This window comes from Kaistia nematophila (assembly GCF_026343855.1).
Taxonomy (GTDB): domain Bacteria; phylum Pseudomonadota; class Alphaproteobacteria; order Rhizobiales; family Kaistiaceae; genus Kaistia; species Kaistia nematophila.
In genome coordinates, this window is the sequence record NZ_JAPKNK010000005.1 from 209462 (window position 1) to 228752 (window position 19291).

19 protein-coding genes are annotated in these 19291 nt (G+C 67.6%); 17 read left to right on the top strand and 2 right to left on the bottom strand.

Annotated features, from left to right (window positions below; translation table 11 throughout):
- The first annotated feature begins 7 nt into the window (after window positions 1-7).
- The 14 genes from OSH07_RS13935 (at window position 8) to OSH07_RS14000 (ending at window position 14702) form a co-directional block, all read left to right on the top strand.
- Complete coding sequence (locus OSH07_RS13935; RefSeq protein ID WP_266339268.1) at window positions 8-1057, top strand: branched-chain amino acid ABC transporter permease; 1050 nt, start codon at window positions 8-10, stop codon at window positions 1055-1057.
- On the top strand, window positions 1057-2811 hold the full coding sequence (locus OSH07_RS13940; RefSeq protein WP_266339269.1) for an FAD-dependent oxidoreductase: 1755 nt from the start codon (window positions 1057-1059) through the stop codon (window positions 2809-2811). Before OSH07_RS13935 ends, OSH07_RS13940 begins: the two co-directional genes overlap by 1 nt.
- 10 nt (window positions 2812-2821) lie before the next feature.
- Complete coding sequence (locus OSH07_RS13945) at window positions 2822-3709, top strand: intradiol ring-cleavage dioxygenase (RefSeq protein WP_266339270.1); 888 nt, start codon at window positions 2822-2824, stop codon at window positions 3707-3709.
- 64 nt (window positions 3710-3773) lie between these two features.
- Window positions 3774-4592 carry an SDR family NAD(P)-dependent oxidoreductase gene (locus OSH07_RS13950; protein ID WP_266339271.1) on the top strand — a complete coding sequence of 273 codons (819 nt, stop codon included), beginning with the start codon at window positions 3774-3776 and terminating at the stop codon, window positions 4590-4592.
- Between the two features lie 71 nt (window positions 4593-4663).
- On the top strand, window positions 4664-5971 hold the full coding sequence (locus OSH07_RS13955; protein ID WP_266339272.1) for an ABC transporter substrate-binding protein: 1308 nt from the start codon (window positions 4664-4666) through the stop codon (window positions 5969-5971).
- Between the two features lie 25 nt (window positions 5972-5996).
- Window positions 5997-6725, top strand: a complete 729-nt coding sequence (locus OSH07_RS13960) for an ABC transporter ATP-binding protein (protein WP_266339392.1) — start codon at window positions 5997-5999, stop codon at window positions 6723-6725.
- Window positions 6722-7450, top strand: a complete 729-nt coding sequence (locus OSH07_RS13965; protein ID WP_266339273.1) for an ABC transporter ATP-binding protein — start codon at window positions 6722-6724, stop codon at window positions 7448-7450. Before OSH07_RS13960 ends, OSH07_RS13965 begins: the two co-directional genes overlap by 4 nt.
- Entirely contained in the window at window positions 7437-8300 is an 864-nt protein-coding gene (locus OSH07_RS13970) for a branched-chain amino acid ABC transporter permease (protein ID WP_266339274.1), read from the top strand. The genes OSH07_RS13965 and OSH07_RS13970 overlap by 14 nt, the downstream gene beginning before the upstream one ends.
- Window positions 8297-9322 carry a branched-chain amino acid ABC transporter permease gene (locus tag OSH07_RS13975; RefSeq protein ID WP_266339275.1) on the top strand — a complete coding sequence of 342 codons (1026 nt, stop codon included), beginning with the start codon at window positions 8297-8299 and terminating at the stop codon, window positions 9320-9322. Before OSH07_RS13970 ends, OSH07_RS13975 begins: the two co-directional genes overlap by 4 nt.
- Before the next feature lie 14 nt (window positions 9323-9336).
- Window positions 9337-10353 (top strand): zinc-dependent alcohol dehydrogenase, encoded by a 1017-nt coding sequence (locus tag OSH07_RS13980; RefSeq protein ID WP_266339276.1) that lies wholly within the window; start codon window positions 9337-9339, stop codon window positions 10351-10353.
- A 12-nt stretch (window positions 10354-10365) separates the two neighbouring features.
- Window positions 10366-11154: an alpha/beta fold hydrolase gene (locus OSH07_RS13985; protein WP_266339277.1), complete on the top strand. Its 789-nt coding sequence runs from the start codon at window positions 10366-10368 to the stop codon at window positions 11152-11154.
- 27 nt (window positions 11155-11181) lie between these two features.
- Complete coding sequence (locus OSH07_RS13990; protein ID WP_266339278.1) at window positions 11182-12402, top strand: acyl-CoA dehydrogenase family protein; 1221 nt, start codon at window positions 11182-11184, stop codon at window positions 12400-12402.
- A gap of 61 nt (window positions 12403-12463) precedes the next feature.
- On the top strand, window positions 12464-13012 hold the full coding sequence (locus tag OSH07_RS13995) for a flavin reductase family protein (RefSeq protein WP_266339279.1): 549 nt from the start codon (window positions 12464-12466) through the stop codon (window positions 13010-13012).
- Between the two features lie 61 nt (window positions 13013-13073).
- Window positions 13074-14702, top strand: coding sequence for a GMC family oxidoreductase (locus tag OSH07_RS14000; protein WP_266339280.1), 1629 nt, complete (start codon window positions 13074-13076; stop codon window positions 14700-14702).
- A gap of 69 nt (window positions 14703-14771) precedes the next feature.
- Here OSH07_RS14000 and OSH07_RS14005 read toward each other — a convergent pair whose 3' ends face one another.
- Window positions 14772-15533 (bottom strand): IclR family transcriptional regulator, encoded by a 762-nt coding sequence (locus OSH07_RS14005; RefSeq protein WP_266339281.1) that lies wholly within the window; start codon window positions 15531-15533, stop codon window positions 14772-14774.
- Window positions 15534-15668: 135 nt separating this feature from the next.
- On the opposite strand from OSH07_RS14005, the gene OSH07_RS14010 reads away from it, so the two are divergent.
- The 3 genes from OSH07_RS14010 to pcaF are packed head-to-tail and all read left to right on the top strand — an operon-like array spanning window position 15669 to window position 18277.
- On the top strand, window positions 15669-16400 hold the full coding sequence (locus OSH07_RS14010) for a 3-oxoacid CoA-transferase subunit A (RefSeq protein ID WP_266339282.1): 732 nt from the start codon (window positions 15669-15671) through the stop codon (window positions 16398-16400).
- A gap of 1 nt (window position 16401) precedes the next feature.
- Window positions 16402-17073 carry a 3-oxoacid CoA-transferase subunit B gene (locus tag OSH07_RS14015; protein ID WP_266339283.1) on the top strand — a complete coding sequence of 224 codons (672 nt, stop codon included), beginning with the start codon at window positions 16402-16404 and terminating at the stop codon, window positions 17071-17073.
- Between the two features lies 1 nt (window position 17074).
- Entirely contained in the window at window positions 17075-18277 is a 1203-nt protein-coding gene (gene pcaF, locus OSH07_RS14020) for a 3-oxoadipyl-CoA thiolase (protein ID WP_266339284.1), read from the top strand.
- Between the two features lie 87 nt (window positions 18278-18364).
- On the opposite strand, the gene OSH07_RS14025 is transcribed toward pcaF, so the two are convergent.
- A complete protein-coding gene (locus tag OSH07_RS14025) occupies window positions 18365-19267 on the bottom strand; it encodes a CehA/McbA family metallohydrolase (protein WP_266339285.1) in 903 nt (300 codons plus the stop codon).
- Window positions 19268-19291 lie beyond the last annotated feature (24 nt).

Genomic DNA, 19291 nt, shown 5'->3' on the forward strand with positions numbered 1-19291 from the left:
GGGCGGCATGTACCGATCGACAACCCGTACCCGTGCCGGAGCCGCCACAGCGATCGTCGTGCTGGCGCTTGCCGTCGCCGGCCTGGCCCTGCCGGCGGTCGCTTCGCGCAGTGTCATCCAGGACCTGTTCTTCATCCTCACCATGCTGACGCTGGCGCAGATCTGGAACCTGCTGGCGGGCTATGGCGGCCTCGTCTCGGTCGGCCAGCAGGCCTTTGTCGGCCTCGGCGCCTACGCCATGTTCGCCGGCGTGATCCTGCTCGGCTGGAACCCGGTCTGGGCCATCCTGCTCGGCGGTCTCGCCGCCCTCGTGCTGGCCGTGCCGACCGCCTATTTCGCCTTCCGCCTGCAGGGCGCCTATTTCGCCATCGGCACCTGGGTGATCGCCGAGGTCACGCGCCTGTTGATCGCGCAGTGGAAGGCGCTCGGCGGCGGCACCGGCACGTCGCTGCCGCGCGAGGCGACCAGCAACATCCTCGGCACCGACCTGATCCGGGCGCTGTTCAGCGTGCGCGAGGCGGCGGCGCGCGACATCCTCGCCTATTGGCTGGCGCTGGTGCTGGTCGTCGCGGTGACCGGCGGCATCTACTGGCTGCTGCGCAGCCGGCTCGGGCTGGCGCTTTCCGCCGTGCGCGACAATGTCGAGGCGGCGCGCTCCGTCGGCGTCGATGCCAGGCGGCTCAAATGGGCCGTCTTCCTGATCGCCGCCGCGGCCACCGGCCTGACCGGCGCGCTGATCTTCCTGCAGACGGCGCGGATCTCGCCGGATGCGGCCTTCGCCGTCACCGACTGGACCGCCTACGTCATTTTCATCGTCGTCATCGGCGGCATCGGCACCATCGAGGGGCCGATCGTCGGCGTGCTCGTCTTCTTCGTCCTGCGCTCGGCGCTGGCCGACTATGGCAGCTGGTACCTGATGACGCTCGGGCTGATCGCCATTGCCGTAATGCTGTTCGCGCCGAAGGGCCTGTGGGGGCTGATCTCGGCCCGCAGCGGCCTGCACCTGTTTCCCGTCCGCCGCAGGCTGGTCGGGCCGAAGATCGAGGGAGGAATTTGATGGTCGATATCGAAACCGACGTGCTGATCGTGGGAACGGGCCCCGCCGGCTCGGCCACGGCCGCGCTGCTCTCCAGCTATGGCGTCGCCAACATGGTAGTGAACCGCTACCGCTGGCTGTCGAACACGCCGCGCGCCCACATCACCAACCAGCGCACGATGGAAGTGCTGCGCGACCTCGGCGCCGACGTCGAGGCCGAGGCGATGATGCATGCCTCGCCGCAGGAACTGATGGGCGAGAACGTTTTCTGCGAAAGCCTGGCCGGCGAGGAGATCGGCCGCATGAAGAGCTGGGGCACGCACCCCGTCTCGAAGGCCGCCCATCTGCAGGCGTCGCCCTCCTTCATGAACGACCTGCCGCAGACCTTCATGGAGCCGATCCTGTTCAAGACGGCCTGCTCGCGCGGCACGCAGGCCCGCATGAGCACGGAATATGTGAGCCACGTCCAGGACGAGGACGGCGTCACCACCACCTGTCGCGATCGCCTGTCGGGCCAGACCTTCACCGTCCGCTCGAAGTTCCTCGTCGGCGCCGATGGCGGCAATTCGCTCGTCGCCGAGCATCTCGGCCTGCCGTTCGAGGGCAAGATGGGCGTCGGCGGCTCGATGAACATCCTGTTCCGCGCCGATCTCTCCAAATACGTCGCCCACCGTCCGAGCGTCCTCTACTGGGTGATGCAGCCCGGCGCCGATGTCGGCGGCATCGGCATGGGTCTCGTCCGCATGGTGCGGCCCTGGAACGAGTGGCTGATCGTATGGGGCTATGACATCAACCAGCCGCCGCCGGAGGTGACGCCGGAGCTCGCGACCGAGGTCGCGCGCCAGCTGGTTGGCGATCCCGAGCTCGAGATCGAGCTGCTCGGCGCCAATACCTGGACGGTGAACAACTGCTTCGCCAAGCACATGCAGAAGGGGCGGGTGTTCATCATGGGCGATGCCGCGCACCGGCATCCGCCGTCGAACGGGCTCGGCTCCAACACCTCGATCCAGGACGGCTTCAACCTCGCCTGGAAGCTCGCCAAGGTCGTCAAGGGCCAGGCGGGTCTCGGCCTTCTTGAGAGCTACTCGGCCGAGCGCGCGCCGATCGCCCGCCAGATCGTCACCCGCGCCAATCAGTCGATCGGCGAGTTCGGGCCGATCTTCGAGGCGCTCGGCATGGATGGCGGCGTCGATCACGCGAAGATCCAGAAAAACATGGAGGCGCGCGCCGACGCGACCGTCGCCGCCGAGGCGCAGCGCGAGGCGATCCGCAAGGCGATCGCCTTCAAGAAGTACGAGTTCGATGCCCACGGCGTCGAGATGAACCAGCGCTATGTGTCGGGCGCGGTGCTGGCCGATGGCGCGGCGCAGCCGGCGTTCGAGCGGGATCGCGAGCTGCACTATGCGCCTACGACCTGGCCGGGCGCGCGCCTGCCGCATGCCTGGGTGTTCGAGCGTTCCGGTCGCAAGGTCTCGACCCTCGATCTCACCGGTAAGGGCGAATTCACGCTCCTGACCGGCATCGGCGGCGAGGCCTGGGTCGAGGCTGCCGAGCAGGTCGGCCAGGAACTCGGCCTGCCGATCCGCACCCATGTGATCGGGCCTCGCCGCGCGATCGAGGATCACACCGGCGACTGGGCCCGCGCCCGCGAGATCCGCGATGCCGGCTGCCTGGTCGTCCGCCCCGATCATCACGTCGCCTGGCGCGCCGAGACGATCGCCTCCGACCCCGCGGCCGAACTGCGCCGCGTTTTCCAATCCGTTCTGGCGCGCTGAGGAAGATCGCATGATCGAAGCACACGAATACGGTTATTTCACCGAGGCGAATTCGGCCGAAGTCGTCGTGGCGCGAAACCGGAACGCCAAGGACGAGCGGCTGAAGCAGGTGATGGACGTCATCACCCGCAAGCTGCACGAGGCGGTCAAGGAGATCGAGCCGACCCAGGAGGAATGGCTCGCCGCCATCATGTTCCTCACCCAGACCGGGCAGATCTGCAACGATTGGCGTCAGGAATACATCCTGCTGTCGGACGTGCTCGGCGTCTCGATGCTGGTCGACGCGATCGACAACCGCAAGCCGTCCGGCGCCTCGGAATCGACGGTGCTCGGGCCGTTCCATGTCGCCGACGCGCCGGAACTGCCGATGGGCTCCAACATCTGCCTCGACCAGAAGGGCGAGCCGATGTTCGTGCATGGCCGCATCCTCGACACCGAGGGCCGGCCGATCGCCAACGCCAAGATCGACGTCTGGCAGGCGAATGACGAAGGCTTCTACGACGTCCAGCAGCAGGGCATCCAGCCCGAGTTCAACCTGCGCGGCGTGTTCCGCACGGGTCCGGACGGCCGCTACTGGTTCCGCGGCGTGAAGCCGAAATACTACCCGATCCCGGACGATGGCCCTGTCGGCAAGCTGCTCGGCGCGCTGGGGCGTCATCCCAACCGGCCGGCGCATCTCCACTACATCGTCGAGGCCGACGGCTTCGACGCGCTGACCACGCACATCTTCGATCCCGACGATCCGTACATCAACTCGGATGCCGTCTTCGGCGTGAAGCAGAGCCTGCTTGCCGAGTTCCGCAAGGTCGAGGACGCGGATGCGGCGGCGAAGGTCGAGGTCGCCGCGCCGTTCTACGACGTCGAGTTCGATTTCGTGCTGTCGCGCAGGAAGGGCTGACCGCGAAGCCGGCGCTGGGAAGCGTCGGCGCGCAGGTTTCCAGGGAACGAAGGGGAGGGAATTCATGGCCGCACTGGAAAAGATGTTCGATGTCAGGGGCAAGTCGGTGGTCGTCACCGGCGGCGCCAGCGGCATCGGAAGGGCCTATGCCGAGATCATGGCCGAGCATGGCGCGAGGGTCTGCATCTTCGACATCGATCCGGACGGCCTGTCGCGGGTGGCGGCCGAGATGACGGCGAAGGGGTGGGACGTCTGGGGCCAGGTGGTGGATGTCGGCGATCGCCCGGCGATGGCCGCCGCCTTCGACGCGGTCGCGGAGCGGCACGGCCGTATCGATACGGTCTTCGCCAATGCCGGCATCGATCCGGGGCCCGGCTTCAATACGCCGACCGGCGAGCGCAATCCGGACGGGGCGATCGAGAACACGCCCGACGAGCAGTGGGACCGCGGCATCGCGCTCAACCTGACCTCGGTCTACACGACCGTGAAGAACGCCGTCCGCCACATGAAGCCGAAGGGCGGCGGCGAGATCATCGTCACCTCGTCCATCGCCTCGCTGATCAACGAGAGCATCGTCGGCACGTCCTACATGCCGGCCAAGGCGGCGGTGAACCACTTCGTGCGCCACATGGCGATGGAACTCGGCGCCTACGGCATCCGCGTCAACGCGATCCTGCCGGGGCCGTTCATCACCAACATTGCCGGCGGCCGGTTGCGCAACAAGGCCGATCGCGCGGCCTTCGAGAGCCAGTCGCTGATCGGCCGTATCGGCGATGTCGAGGACATCAAGGGGCTGGCGCTGCTGCTCGCTTCGCCGGCCGGCGCCTTCTTCACGGGCTCGCTCATCGTCATCGACGGCGGCTCGCTGACCCGCATGACCTGACGCTTCGACCTGAGGCCGGTTCCGTCGAGGAGGGCGGGCCGGAGATACCTTATCAACGGGAGGGAACGACAATGACCTACTACAACAAGCTGGTGAAATCGGGCCTGCGGCCGAGCCGCCGGACTATCCTCAAGGGCCTCGGCGCCAGCGCCGCCGTCAGCACGCTCGCCCTGCCGGGCTATGCCCGCGCCGAGACTGCCGGCAAGATCAAGATGGGGTACATCACCCCCGCCACCGGCCCGCTCGGACTGTTCGGCGAGACCGACGGCTACACCGTCCAGAAGATCCGCGATCTGCTCGGCGGTAAGCTGCAGTCGGCCAATGGCAAGACCTACGAGATCGAGATCCTCGAACGCGACAGCCAGTCCAATCCGAACAAATCGGCCGAAATCACCGGCAACCTCATCCTGAACGACGAGGTGCACCTGATCGTCCCGGCGTCGACGACCGACACCATCCTGCCCGCCGCCGAACAGTCCGAACTCTACGAGACGCCCTGCATCTCCGCCGGCGCGCCCTGGCAGGCCGTCGTCTTCCCGCGCGGCGGCGGCAAGCAGACCTTCGAGTGGACCAACCACTTCTTCTGGGGTCTCGACGAGGCGCTGAACACCTTCGTCGGCCTGTGGAACCAGCTCGAGACCAACAAGAAGGTCGGCATGCTGTTCCCGCAGAACATCGACGGCGAGACCTGGGGCAACGAGGAATACGGCCTGCCGGCGCCGACCCGCAAGGCCGGCTACGAGGTCGTGGTCCCCGGCTACTTCCAGCCCCGCACCAACGATTTCTCGGCCCAGATCTCCGAGTTCAAGAAGCAGGGCTGCGAGATCATCGGCGGCATCACCTATCCGGATGATCTGAAGACCTTCGTCACCCAGTGCAACCAGCAGGGCTACAAGCCGAAGGCGATCACGGTCGCGGCGGCGCTCCTGTTCCCGGGCGGCGTCGAGGCGATGGGACCGCTCGGCAACGGCATGTCGTCGGAAGTCTGGTGGACGCCGGCCTTCCCGTTCAAGTCGTCGCTCACCGGCCAGGTCAGCAACGACATCGCCGCCCAGTGGGAAGTCGACACGAAGCGCCAGTGGACGCAGCCGCTCGGCTATTCGCACGCGCTGCTCGAGGTCGCCATCGACATCCTCAAGCGCTCGTCCGACCCGCTGAGCCGCGAGGCCAACCGGGACGCGATGGTCGCCACCGACCTGCAGACGCTTGTCGGCCACATCAAGTTCGATGGCTCGCCGCACAAGAACATCTGCAAGACGCCAATCTTCGGCGGCCAGTGGGTGAAGGGCGACAAGTGGCCCTACGACCTGAAGATCGTCGACAACACGGTCAATCAGCTCTTCGCGCCGCAGCAGAAGATCCAGGCGATCGTCTGGTGACATGAACCGGGACGCGGGGGGAGTGATGGACAGGGAAATCCTGCTGAAAGCGCGCGGTGTGTCGAAGTCCTTCGGCGCCGCCCGCGTCCTGCACGAGGTGAGCTTCGATGTCCGTCGGGGCGAGGTGCTTGGCATCCTCGGCCCGAACGGCGCCGGCAAGACGACGCTGTTCAACATGATCAGCGGCGATCTGAAGGTGTCGGGCGGCGAGATCCAACTCGGCGAAACGGCGCTGCGCGGCGAGCCACCCTATCGACGCTGCCAGATGGGGGTCGGGCGCACCTACCAGATCCCGCGTCCCTATTCGGGCATGACCACCTTCGAGAACCTGCTGGTCGCCGCCGCCTTCGGCGGCGGCCGGTCGGAGAAGCAGAGCTACGCTTTCTGCGCCGAGGTGCTGCGCCAGTGCGAACTCGCCGACAAGGCGAATGTCTCCGCCGGTGCGTTGACGCTGCTCGACCGCAAGCGGCTCGAACTGGCGCGCGCGCTCGCCTCGGATCCGAAGCTCCTGCTTCTGGACGAGATCGCGGGCGGCCTGACCGAGGATGAATCGAAGGCGCTGGTGGCGCTGGTGCGCCGCATCCGCGACCGCGGAGTCACCATCGTGTGGATAGAGCACGTGCTGCACGCGCTGATGGCGGTGGCCGACCGGCTGATGGTGCTGAACTTCGGCGAGAAGATCGCCGAGGGTGTGCCGGCCGAGGTGATCGCGCTGCCCGAGGTCCAGCGCGTCTATATGGGGATCGAGGTATGACCGCCGTCCTTTCCACCCACGGGCTCGTCGCCCGCTATGGCGATTTCCAGGCGCTCTACGGCGTCGATACCGAACTGCACGAGGGCGAGGCCGTGGCGCTGATCGGCGCCAACGGGGCCGGCAAGTCGACCTTCCTGCGCTCGATCATGGGGCTCCTGCCCGTGGCGCGCGAGATGGTGCGGCTGAACGGCGAGCCCGTCGGCGGCACGGCGACCGACCGCATGGTTCAGAAGGGCATCGCCATCGTGCCGGAAGGCCGCCGCCTCTTCACCGGCATGTCGGTCGAGGACAATCTGCGCGTCGCCATGGATCAGGCGGCCCGTATCGGCGCCAAGGGCGGCTGGACGCTGGCGCGGCTGCACAAGCTGTTCCCGATCCTCTCCGAGAAGGCGAGGGCGCAGGTGCAGAGCCTGTCGGGCGGGCAGCAGCAGATGGTCGCCATCGGCCGGGCGCTGCTCTGCCAGCCGCGCGTGCTGCTCTGCGACGAGATCAGCCTCGGCCTCGCGCCCAAGGTGATCCGCGAGATCTACGCCGCCTTGCCGGAGATCCGCGCCACCGGCACGGCGGTGATCGTGGTCGAGCAGGACGTGGGCCTCGCCCAGTCCGCCTCCGACCGCCTGTACTGCATGCTGGAAGGGCGCGTGACCCTGACCGGCAAATCCGGCGACGTCACGCGCGACCAAATCAGCAAAGCTTACTTTGGAGCGGGCCATGGAGTGGTTTGACGCATTGGTGCAGGGCATCCTGCTGGGCGGCATGTATGCCCAATATGCGCTCGGCATGGCGCTGATGTTCGGCGTCATGCGGATCGTCAACATCAGCCATGGCGACCTCGTCATCCTGCTGTCGCTGATCGGCATCTCGATGGCGACCGCCTGGGGCCTCGCGCCCGTCTCGGTGCTGATCATCCTGGTGCCGCTCGCGGTGCTGATGGGCTGGGTGCTGCAGAAGGCGGTGCTGAACCGCGTCGTCGGCAGCGACCCGCTGCCCTCGCTGATCGCCACCTTCGGCCTGTCGATCGCGCTGCAGAACCTGATGCTGCAGATCTGGTCGGCCAACAGCCGCTCGCTGCCTGGCCACGGCATCGAGAGCCAGTCGATCGAGATCGGCGGCATCTATGTCGGCCTGCTGCCGCTGATCGTGCTCGCGGTCGCCACCGGCCTGACCTGGGGCGTCGACATGATGCTGAAGCACACCCGCTTCGGCCGCGCGCTCCGCGCCGCTTCGGCCGATGTCGAGGCGGCGGCGATGACCGGCATCAACCCGCGCGCCGTCTATGCGCTGGCGACGGCGGTAGCGGTCGGCATCCTCGGTTTCGCGGCGGTCTTCCAGTCGCTGCGCTCGACCGTGGCGCCGGCCGATGGTCCGGCCCAGCTGATCTATGCCTTCGAGGCAGTGATCATCGGCGGCATGGGCGCCGTCTGGGGTGCCTTCCTCGGCTCGATGGTCCTCGGCATCTCGCAGGCCATCGGCTTCCGTATCGATCCGGGCTTCGGCGTGCTCGCCGGCCACATCGTCTTCCTGATCGTGCTGGCGACCCGCCCGCAGGGCCTGTTCGGAAAGGCATCGACATGAGTGCAATTCCCTATGCCGTCTCCGAGGCTCCCGACGTCTTGGTCCAGCGCCAGACCTCGTCCGGCCGCATCGCCATGACGCTCGCGGTGCTGGGCGTGGTCGCGGTCGCCGCCATGCCGTGGTGGGCGTCGACCGGCACGATCCGGTCGATCCTCATCCTCTGCTGCTACATCGCCGTCGCGCAGATGTGGAACCTGCTCGCCGGCTATGCCGGTCTGGTGTCCGTCGGCCAGCAGGCCTTCATGGGCGCGGCCGGCTATGCGCTCTTCGTGCTGGCGCAGACCTTCGGCATCAATCCCTTCGTGGCGGTCTTCCTGTCGCTGCTGGTGCCGGCCGTGCTGGCCGTGCCGATCTACCTGCTGCTGCATCGGCTCGACGGGCCGTATTTCTCGATCGGCACCTGGGTGGTGGCGGAGGTGTTCCGGCTGGTCTGCTCCAACCTGCCGCTCGTCAATGCCGGCGCCGGCATGTCGCTGCGGGTGATGAAGGACTATTCCGCCTTCGAGCGGAACCTCGCCATGTCGCTGCTCTGCGCCGGGATGCTGCTCTTGACGGTGGGCGGCAGCTACTGGCTGCTGCGTTCGCGCTACGGGCTCGCCTTGATCGCCATGCGCGACAACCCGGTCGCCGCCGCCAGCCAGGGCGTCAACGTCGCCAAGCTCCGCTTCCTGATCTACGTCGCCTCGGCGGTCGGCTGCGGCCTTGCCGGCGCGATCTATTTCATGGCGCAGCTGCGCATCACGCCTGGCTCGGCCTTCGACCCGATGTGGGCCAACGTCGCTATCTTCATCGTCATGGTCGGCGGCATCGGCTCGATCGAGGGGGTGCTGATTGGCGCGCTGATCTTCTTCATCGCGGATCGCTATTTCGGCGAGTACGGCGCCACCTATTTCGTCGTCCTCGGCGTCATGACGCTGCTGGTCGCGCTCTACGCGCGCACCGGGATCTGGGGCCTGATCTCGAAACGATGGGATGCGCCATGGTTCCCGATCCGGCGCAAGCTCGTCGATCCGAACCGCTGACAGGAGGGAGTTTCATGAAAGCGGCCATTTTCGACACGGTTGGCAGTCCGCTGCGGATCGGCAGCGTGCCGGACCCGGCGCCGGCTCCGGACGAGGTCGTCCTGCGCGTCGCCGCCTGCGGCATCTGCGGTAGCGACCTGCATATCACCGAGGACCCGGTGCCGTTCGGCATCGGCGCGGGCTTCGTGCTCGGCCATGAATTCGCCGGCGATGTCGTCGCCGTCGGTTCGGAGGTTTCCGATCTCCGCATCGGCGATCGTGTCGCCGTCGTGCCGATGCGCGGCTGCGGGCATTGCGCCTCCTGCCGTCGTGGCGATCCGGCGCGCTGCGCCGAGATGGTTCTGATCGGCGGCGGCTATGCCGAATATGCGACGGTCGCGGCGCGCCAGTGCCGGATCCTGCCCGATGACGTGCCGCTCGAGGATGGTGCTCTGGCCGAGCCACTTTCGGTCGCGCTCCACTGCATCGTCCGTTCGGGCATGAAGCCTGGCGACCGCGTCGCCATCATCGGCGCGGGGCCGATCGGCCTGCTCGTCGCCTTCTGGGCGCGGCGGATGGGCGCGTCGCATGTGGTTGTCGCCGACATTCATGAACACCAGCGGGAGCGGGCTCTGGCGCTCGGCGCGACGGGCTTCGTCCTGTCCGGTGAGCGCCTTAGCGAGAACCTCGCCGATGCCTGCGGCGGCGCGCCGGACATCGTCTTCGAATGCGTCGGCAAGCGCGGCCTGCTCGGCAAGGCGGTCGAATCCGTTCGCCTGCAGGGCACGGTGGTCGGCGTCGGTCTCTGCATCGGCGGCGACGAATGGGATCCGTTCGTCGCCCTGTCGAAGGAAGTGAACCTGCTCTTCTCGGTCTTCTTCGACCAGCGCAGCGAATTCGGCGTCGCGCTCGACGCGTTGCGCGGCGGGCCGTTCGCGCCGCAGGGGCTGATCACCGACCGTATCGATCTGTCGCCCGTGCCGCAGATCTTCGAAAGCCTTCGCCGTCGCACGACCCAGTGCAAGGTGCTGATCCAACCGGAATTTGTCTGAGGAGGTATGAACATGGCCGTTTCATTCGAGACGCTCGAATATGACGTCGGTGGCACCAGGACGGTGATCAAGGCGATCGGCAAGGGCAAGCCGATCCTCTTCCTGCATGGCGCTTCGACGCTGGAAGGCTTCGACTTCGCCGCCGGCCTCGCCGACCGCTTCCGGGTACTCTGCGCCAGCCATCCGGGTTTCGGCTTTTCCGGCGCCGCGCCGCATGTCGCGGGCATGTCCGACATGGTCGTTCACTATCTCGACCTGCTCGACGCGCTGGACCTTGAGGAGAAGCCGCACCTGATGGGCTTCTCTATGGGCGGCTGGATGGCGACTGAGCTCGCCGGCGTGGCGCGCGAGCGCTTCGACAAGGTGGTGCTGGTCGCGCCGGCGGGCCTGAACGATCCCGCCCATCCGGCCACCAATCTCGGCGCGCTCGCGCCGCAGGACCTGCCGGCCTATCTGGCGCATGACGTCTCCGTGGCGCTCCGCTACTTCCCGGACGGCTCGGATGCCGCCTTCGCCGAGGCGTTCGGCACCGACCGCGCCCGCGAGGGCGAGACGCTCGGCCGCCTGCTTGCGCCCTTCGGCATGGGGCACCCGAACCTGCGGCGTTTCCTGGGACGCATCAACAATCCCGCGCTGGTCGTCTGGGGCGAGGAGGATCGCCTTCTGCCGGCCAGCCAGGCGCCGCTCTTCGTCGACGCCCTGCCGGACGCGAGGCTGATCCTGGTGGAGGACGCCGGTCACTTCGTCATGCAGGAAAAGCCCGGGACCCTGACCCAGGTCGGCGATTTCCTCGCCGGCTGAACCGATTTCAAAGTGGAGGAAAAGTTCATGAACAAGCCCATCAAGCACAGCCCCTGGGGCACGACGGTCGACTATCGCGACCTGCTGAAGAAGATCGCCGAGATCGGCCCGATCCTCGAAGCCAATGCCGACGCCGACGAGAAGAACGGCGAACTGACGCCGGAGACCTTCGAGGCGTTGAAGCAGCTTCGCATGTCGCACGTCTTCGCGGCCGAGAGCCTTGGCGGCGCGCAGCTGCCGCCGACGCAGGCGCTCGAATTGCTCGAGGCGATCACCTGGCATTCGGGCTCCGCCGGCTGGGTTTCGATGGTGCATTGCTGCATCGGCGCGATGTCGGCCGCCTTCCTGCCCGACAGCGCCGTCGAGCGGCTGTTCGCGCCGGGCACCGACAACCGCTTCTCGGGGCAGGGCGCGCCGCTCGGCATGCTGAAGAAGGTCGAGGACGGCTATCGCCTGACCGGAAAGTGGAGCTATGGCAGCGGCTTCAGCCACGCCACCTATTCGCATAGCGCCGCCTTCGTCGACGACGGCACCGGCAAGCCGGCCAAGGACGCCAACGGCAACGTCATCGTCATGTGCGCCCACGCGCCGATCTCCGAGCACAAGCAACTCGGCAACTGGGACGTGCTCGGCCTCGGCGGCACCGGCAGCATCGACTATGCGGCCGAGGACGTCTTCATCGCCGACGACCTCGTCTTCCCGATCCTGACCGCGCCGCCGCTGCGCCAGAAGGAGTTCTTCAGCCTCGGCGTCGTCGGCCTCGCCGCCATCGGCCATACCGGCTGGGCGCTCGGCACCGGCCGCCGCATGCTCGACGAGATCGCCAAGTTCGCCCGCGCCAAGTCGGGCCGCGCCGGCCTGATCGGCGAGAGCGAGAAGTTCTGGTATGACTACGGCCGGGCCGAGGCCCGCTACCGCGCCGCCCGCGCCTTCGTCTTCGAAGTCTGGCGCGGCATCGAGGCGACGGTCGAGGCCGGCGAGAGCGTCTCGACCCATCAGATCAGCCTGGTGCACCTCGCCAAGTCGGAGATCCACGAGGTCGGCGTCGACGTCTGCAACTTCGCCTATCGCGCCGGCGGCGGCGCCTCGCTGCGCGCGGGCGTGATCCAGCGCACCTTCCGTGAGATGATGGTGGCGGCCAACCACTTCACCATCGCTCCGTCGGTCGTGACGTCGGCCGGCCGCGATCTCGGAGGCAGCTGGAACAACCGCGTCTGGCAGTTCTACGATCTGATCGAGAAGAAGTAGTTCGAAGGGCCGGGCGGTCTTGCCGCCCGGCCCCCTTTCCATGCTGAGAAGAGGCACGTCGATGAGCCTGCACCCGATGACCAACGCCTTCCGCGAGGCCTTCCGCCGCCATCCTGCCGGCGTGGCCGTGATTACCGCCGATCCCGGCGAGCGGCCCGTCGCGATGACTGTGTCCTCGCTGATCTCTGTCAGCGCCGCGCCGCCGGTGGTAGCCTTCTCGCTGTCGATGAAGTCGGGTTCGTCCGAGCCGCTGCTCCGGGCCGAGACGATGGTGATCCATCTCTTGCGCTACGCCGATATCGACCTGGCGCAACTCTGCGCGTCGAGCGGCGCGGACCGCTTCCCGCCGGGCGGCGCCTGGGAACGGCTTCCCTCCGGCGAACCGCGCTATACGGGCGTCTCCACCTGGTTCCGCGCCCGGAGGCTCGGCGTCCTGCCGATCGAGGGCGCGACGCTGGTTGCGGCCGAATTGCTGGAAGGCGAGGCGCATCCGGAGGACACCGCTCCGGAGGACCATTCGCTCGTCTATCTGGACCGCCGCTGGCATCGCCTGCACAAGGAACTCGGCGGCGGCATGTTCGACCTCGTGGATTCCTCGCGCTTCATGTAGGCGATCGCCGTCCCCGATTGCCCGAAATGCGCGTCGTCAGGCCGCCCCCGGAACCAATTCGATGAACCATGCCAACCCGCGGCCGGCCGATTTCGGCACCTTTGACGTCGTGATCGTCGGGGCCGGATCGTCCGGCTCCGTGATCGCCAACCGCCTGTCGGCGGATCCGGCCCGGCGCGTCCTGCTCATCGAGGCCGGCAAGAGCGACAACCACCCGTGGGTGCACATTCCGGTCGGCTATCTGTTCGCCATCGGCAATCCGCGGCTCGACTGGGGTTTCAAGACCGAGGCCGTCCCGGGCCTGAATGGTCGAAGCCTGCTCTATCCGCGCGGCAAGGTGCTCGGCGGCTGTTCCTCGATCAACGGCATGATCTACATGCGCGGTCAGGCGCAGGACTATGACGGCTGGCGCGAACTCGGCAATGACGGCTGGGGCTGGTCGGACGTGCTGCCGCTGTTCCGCCGCTCCGAGCGACATTTCGGCGCCGCCGACGAGGCGCATGGCACGACGGGCGAACTGCGCGTCGAGCAGCAGCGCCTGCACTGGCCGATTCTCGACGAGGTGGCGAGGGCGGCCGAGGAGATGGGCATTCCGGCCGCCGCCGATTTCAACGCCGGCGACAATGAAGGTGTCGGCTATTTTCCGGTCAACCAGAAGCGCGGCATTCGCTGGAACGCGCGCAAGGCCTTCCTGGATCCGGCGCGCCGGCGGCCCAACCTGACGATCCTGACGGAATGCCATGTCCGGCGGCTGCAAATGGAGGGCCGGCGCGTCACCGGCGTCGTCTTCGCGCGCGGCGGCGATCTGTTCGAGGCGCATGCCCGCCAGGAGGTGGTTCTTTCCGCCGGTGCGATCGGCTCGCCGCAGATCCTCGAACTCTCGGGCATCGGCCAGGCGGGCGTTCTGGAGCGCATCGGCGTTCCGCTGGCGCACGCCCTGCCGGGCGTCGGCGAGAACCTGCAGGATCACCTGCAGCTGCGCACGATCTATTCGATCACCGGGGCGCGGACGCTGAACGACCGGGCCGCAACGCTCTGGGGCAAGGCCGGTATCGCGCTTCAGTATGCGCTGACGCAGAGCGGGCCGATGTCGATGGCGCCGAGCCAACTTGGCATTTTCACCCGCAGCGGCCCGGCGCATAACCGCGCCAACATCGAATATCACGTCCAGCCGCTGTCGCTGGATGCCTTCGGCCAGCCGCTGCACCGGACGCCGGCGCTGACGGTCTCGGTCTGCAACCTGCGGCCGACGAGCCGGGGCGCGACCCATGCCGCGACCGCCGATCCGCAGGCCGCGCCTGCGATCCAGCCGAACTATTTGTCGACCGAGGCGGACCGCGTGGTCGCCGCCGACAGCATCCGCCACGCCCGCCGCCTGATGGCGCAGCCGCATCTGGCCCGCTATCGGCCGACCGAGATCAAGCCGGGTCCCGGCCCGGGGGATGACGAAACGCTGGCGCGGCTGGCCGGCGAAATCGGCACCACGATCTTCCACCCGGTCGGCACCGCGCGGATGGGGCATGACGCGCAGGCCGTCGTCGATCCGGAACTCCGGGTGCACGGGCTGCAGGGATTGCGGATCGCGGATTGCTCGGTGATGCCGACGATCGTGTCGGGAAACACCCACGCGCCGGCGGTGATGATCGGCGAGCGGGCGGCCGACCTGATCACCGCCGCGGGCAAGGGCTAGAGCGTTTCGAGCGAAGCGGATACCGGTTCGCGTGAAGAAGACGCGACCAAGCAAAGAGCTGGAGCGCCTTCAGCGCAGGATTTCCCGCATCTTCCGGCCGACCTCCTGGAGGGCCGGCAGATAGCGCTCGATGATGGCCTCGATCGGCTCGCCGCGGGCCGGCAGGCCTAGATTGACGGCGGCGACGGTGACGCGCCGCGCCGTCATCAGCGGGACGGCGATCGAGCGCAGGCCCATCTCCACTTCCTGGTCGATGGCGGCATAGCCATTGGCGCGAACGCGGGCGATCTCGGCCAGCACCGCTTCCGGGTCCGTCAGCGTGTGCGGCGTGCGGCGCGGCAGCGGGCCGGCGCCCAGGCGTTCGCGGGCCTCGGCCTCCGGCAGGGCCGCGAGCAGCACCCGGCCCATCGAGGTGCAATAGGCCGGCAGGCGCGAGCCCGGCATCAGCGCGATCGACATCACCTTTCGCTGCGCGGCGCGGGCGACATAGACGATCTCGTCGCCATCGAGGATCGAGACCGACGAGCTCTCGCCGATCGTCTCGGACAATTGGTCGAGCAGCGGCTGTACGAGCTGCGGCAGCGGCATGGTGGCGAGGCAGGCCGTGCCGAGCCGCAGCACGCGCGGCGTCAGCGTGAAGTATTTCCCGTCATAGTCGGCATAGCCGAGATGGGCGAGCGTCAGCAGGCAGCGCCGCGCGGTGGCACGGTCGAGCCCGCTCGCCGCCGCGACTTCGGAAATCGACTGGCGCGGATGGTCGGGGCTGAACGTCTCGATGACAGATAGCCCCTTGGCGAGGCCGCCCATCAGGTCGCGTTCGGGAATGGTCATGGCGCCGGTTATCCAATTTGAGCGATATTCGAACAAATGAATGATATCGCACAAATTGGATGGACGGAAGAGCGTACCCGGCCTATCCCTTGGCTGCGCCGGGCGGTTCCGGGCCAGGGCGCCAGGGGAATTTGCATGGACAAGACAGTCACAGACCTCGCCACCGCCGTGGCCGGGATCGGGGACGGCATGACCGTGATGATCGGTGGCTTTGGTGGAGCAGGCTCGCCCATCGAACTGATCCACGCGCTCATCGATCGCTTCCGCGCCACCGGCCATCCCAAGGCGCTGACGATCATCAACAACAATGCCGGCAACGGCCATGTCGGCCTGGCCGCGCTGATCGAAGCGGGGATGGTGAAGAAGCTGATCTGCTCCTTCCCGCGCTCCGCCGATCCGGTGGTGTTCACCGAGCTCTACCTGGCCGGCAAGATCGAGCTGGAACTGGTGCCGCAGGGCACGCTGGCCGAGCGCATCCGCGCCGGCGGCGCCGGCATCCCGGCCTTCTACACCCCGACCTCCTATGGCACGGACCTCGCCAGGGGCAAGCCGGTCGCCGAGTTTGACGGCCGCTCCTACGTGCAGGAGCGCTGGCTGAAGGCCGACGTGGCGCTGGTGAAGGCGGAAACGGCCGACACGCATGGCAATCTCGCCTATCGGGCCGCGGCGCGGAACTTCAATCCGCTGATGTGCATGGCCGCGGCCGAGACCGTGGTGCAGGCGAGCCAGATCGTGCTCGCCGGCGGCATCGACCCGGAGACGGTCGTGACGCCCGGCATCTTCGTCCAGAAAGTGGTCGAGGTCGCCCACGCGCAGCAGGAAGAGGATCTGAACCGCGCCAACGCCGTCTATCCGGGAGTTGCCTGACATGGCCGCCAAGCTGACCAACAATCAGATCGCCTGGCGCGCCGCGCAGGACATTCATGACGGCGCCTATGTCAACCTCGGCATCGGCTTCCCGGAGAAGGTCGCGCAGTACCAGCCGCCCGGCCGCGAGGCGATCTTTCACACCGAGAACGGCATCCTGAACTTCGGCGAGGCGCCGCCGAGCGGCGAGGAAGACTGGGACCTGATCAACGCCGGCAAGCGCGCGGTGACGCTGAAGCCCGGCTCGGCCTTCTTCCACCATGCCGACAGTTTCGCCATGGTGCGCGGCGGCCATCTCGATGTGGCGATCCTCGGCGCCTATGAAGTGGCGGAAAACGGCGACCTCGCCAACTGGTCGACCGGGCCCAAGGGCGTGCCTGCGGTGGGTGGCGCGATGGATCTCGTGCATGGCGCCAAGCGCGTCGCCGTCATCACCGACCATGTCACCAAGGACGGCAGGCCGAAGCTGCTGCAGCGCTGTACCCTGCCGCTGACCGGCGTCGCCTGCGTGACGCGCGTCTATACCTCGCTGGCGGTGATCGACATCGAGGGTGGCCGCTTCGTCCTGCGCGAGAAGCTGCCATCCCTGTCGCTCGACCAATTGCAGGCCGTAACCGGCGCCGAACTCGTCAACAACGGCAGCGTTGCCGATCTGATCGTTCCGGAGCTCTGAGATGACCGACGTCTTTATCTGCGACTATATCCGGACCCCGATCGGCCGCTTCGGCGGCGCGCTCGCCTCGGTTCGCGCCGACGATCTCGGCGCCGTTCCGCTCCGGGCGCTGGTCGCCCGCAATGCCGGCGTCGACTGGGAGGCCGTCGACGACGTGATCTTCGGCTGCGCCAACCAGGCAGGCGACGACAATCGCAACGTGGCGCGCATGTCGTCGCTTCTGGCCGGGTTGCCGGTCGGCGTTTCCGGCACGACGATCAACCGTCTCTGCGGCTCCGGCATGGACGCCGTGATCGCCGCTGCCCGCGCCATCAAGGCGGGCGAGGCGGAGCTGGTGATCGCCGGCGGCGTCGAGAGCATGTCGCGCGCGCCCTTCGTCATGCCGAAGGCCGAGGCCGCCTATTCCCGCAACGCAGAGATCTATGACACGACGATCGGCTGGCGCTTCATCAATCCGCTGATGAAGGCGCAGTATGGCGTCGATTCCATGCCGGAGACCGGCGAGAATGTCGCCGAGGACTTCGCCGTCTCGCGCGAGGACCAGGACCGCTTCGCGCTGGCGAGCCAGGCCAAGGCGGCAACGGCGCAGGCAAACGGACGGTTGGCGCGCGAAATCACGGCTGTAACCATACCGCAGCGCAAGGGTGATCCGGTCGTGGTCGATCGGGACGAACATCCGCGCGCCACCACGATCGAGGCGCTGGCCAAGCTGCCGACGCCGTTCCGCAAGGGCGGCAGCGTCACGGCCGGCAATGCCTCCGGCGTCAATGACGGCGCCGCCGCGCTGATCCTGGCCTCGGCGGAAGCCGCGAAGCGGCATGGCCTGACGCCGATCGCCCGCGTGCTCGGCGGGGCGGCGGCCGGCGTGCCGCCGCGGATCATGGGCATCGGCCCGGCGCCGGCCTCGAAGAAGCTGATGGCGCGGCTCGGGCTCAAGGCAGCCGATTTCGACGTGATCGAACTGAACGAAGCCTTCGCCTCGCAGGGGCTCGCGACCCTGCGCGATCTCGGCATCGCCGATGACGACGCGCGCGTGAACATCAATGGCGGCGCCATCGCGCTCGGGCATCCGCTCGGCATGTCCGGCGCCCGGATCACCGGCACGGCCGCGCTGGAACTGAGCCTGAATGGCGGCCGCCGTTCGCTCTCGACGATGTGCATCGGCGTTGGCCAGGGCATCGCCATCGCGCTCGAACGCGTCTGACCGGTCGATCGGGACGGCGTCCATCCACGATGGCGCCGTCTCCAACGATAGATGACCCGGCCGTCGACGACGGCCGGGACAAAGGCGTCACTTCCAGATCGGATTGGACCAGGCGCTGCGGCCGGTATCGTCGACGACGATCACGCGCAGCCAGGGGCTCTTTTCGAGCGGCGCCAGCGAGACGCGGGTGCGGGTCATGGCGATGCCGCTGCTGTGGCTCATCAGATAGCCCTGTCCGGCGACCAGCACGCGCGAAGCGGACGAGCAGCGGACCTCGACGGCGTCCGCCGTGACATCGATGTCGTCGATGCGCGGGCCCTGGGTCGAATAGAAGCTGCCGGCCTTGAGCGCCTCCAGGATGTGCTCGGGGCTGTTGCTCTCGGCCTTGAGCTCGATCCAGCCGCCGCCGAAATCGGCCGCCTTGAAGTGGGCGTCGTCGCAGGCATAGGTCGTCAGGCGATGGCCCTTGTCGAGCAGGCCGTCGAGCAGATAGGCGCCATGGCCCTTGTCGTGCATGACCTGGCAGCCATGGTTGTAGATCTCGACCGAATGAGCGGCGTCGACCAAAGTCTCGGCATCGGCGAGCGACAGGCTGTACCAGCCGGGATGGGCGATGCCGACAAAGGCGCCGGCCGCCTTGGCGCGGCGGGCGAGCGCCGGCCCATCCTCGTCGGGCGTGGTCGGGGCGAAGTCGAGCGGCAGGCCGACGGCGACGAGGTGCCAGAGGTCGCTTACCTCGGTGCGCGGCGCATGGATCTCGGCGCCCTGCAGCATGGTGAAGCTCTCGTCGCTGAAGGCGCGCGTGTCGGTGACCGGGAAGTCGTACTGCTTCAGGAAATGGTCGGTGATCGACAGGAAGTCATAGCCGGACTGGCGGTAGGCCTGGATCACCGCCTCGACCGGGAGCGCGCCGTCGGAACGCGTGGTGTGGGTGTGGATGTTGCCGCGCAGGAAGCGGCCGGGCAGGGAGAAGGGAGCGATGCTGCTCATCGGGAACGGTCCTTTGTGCAATCG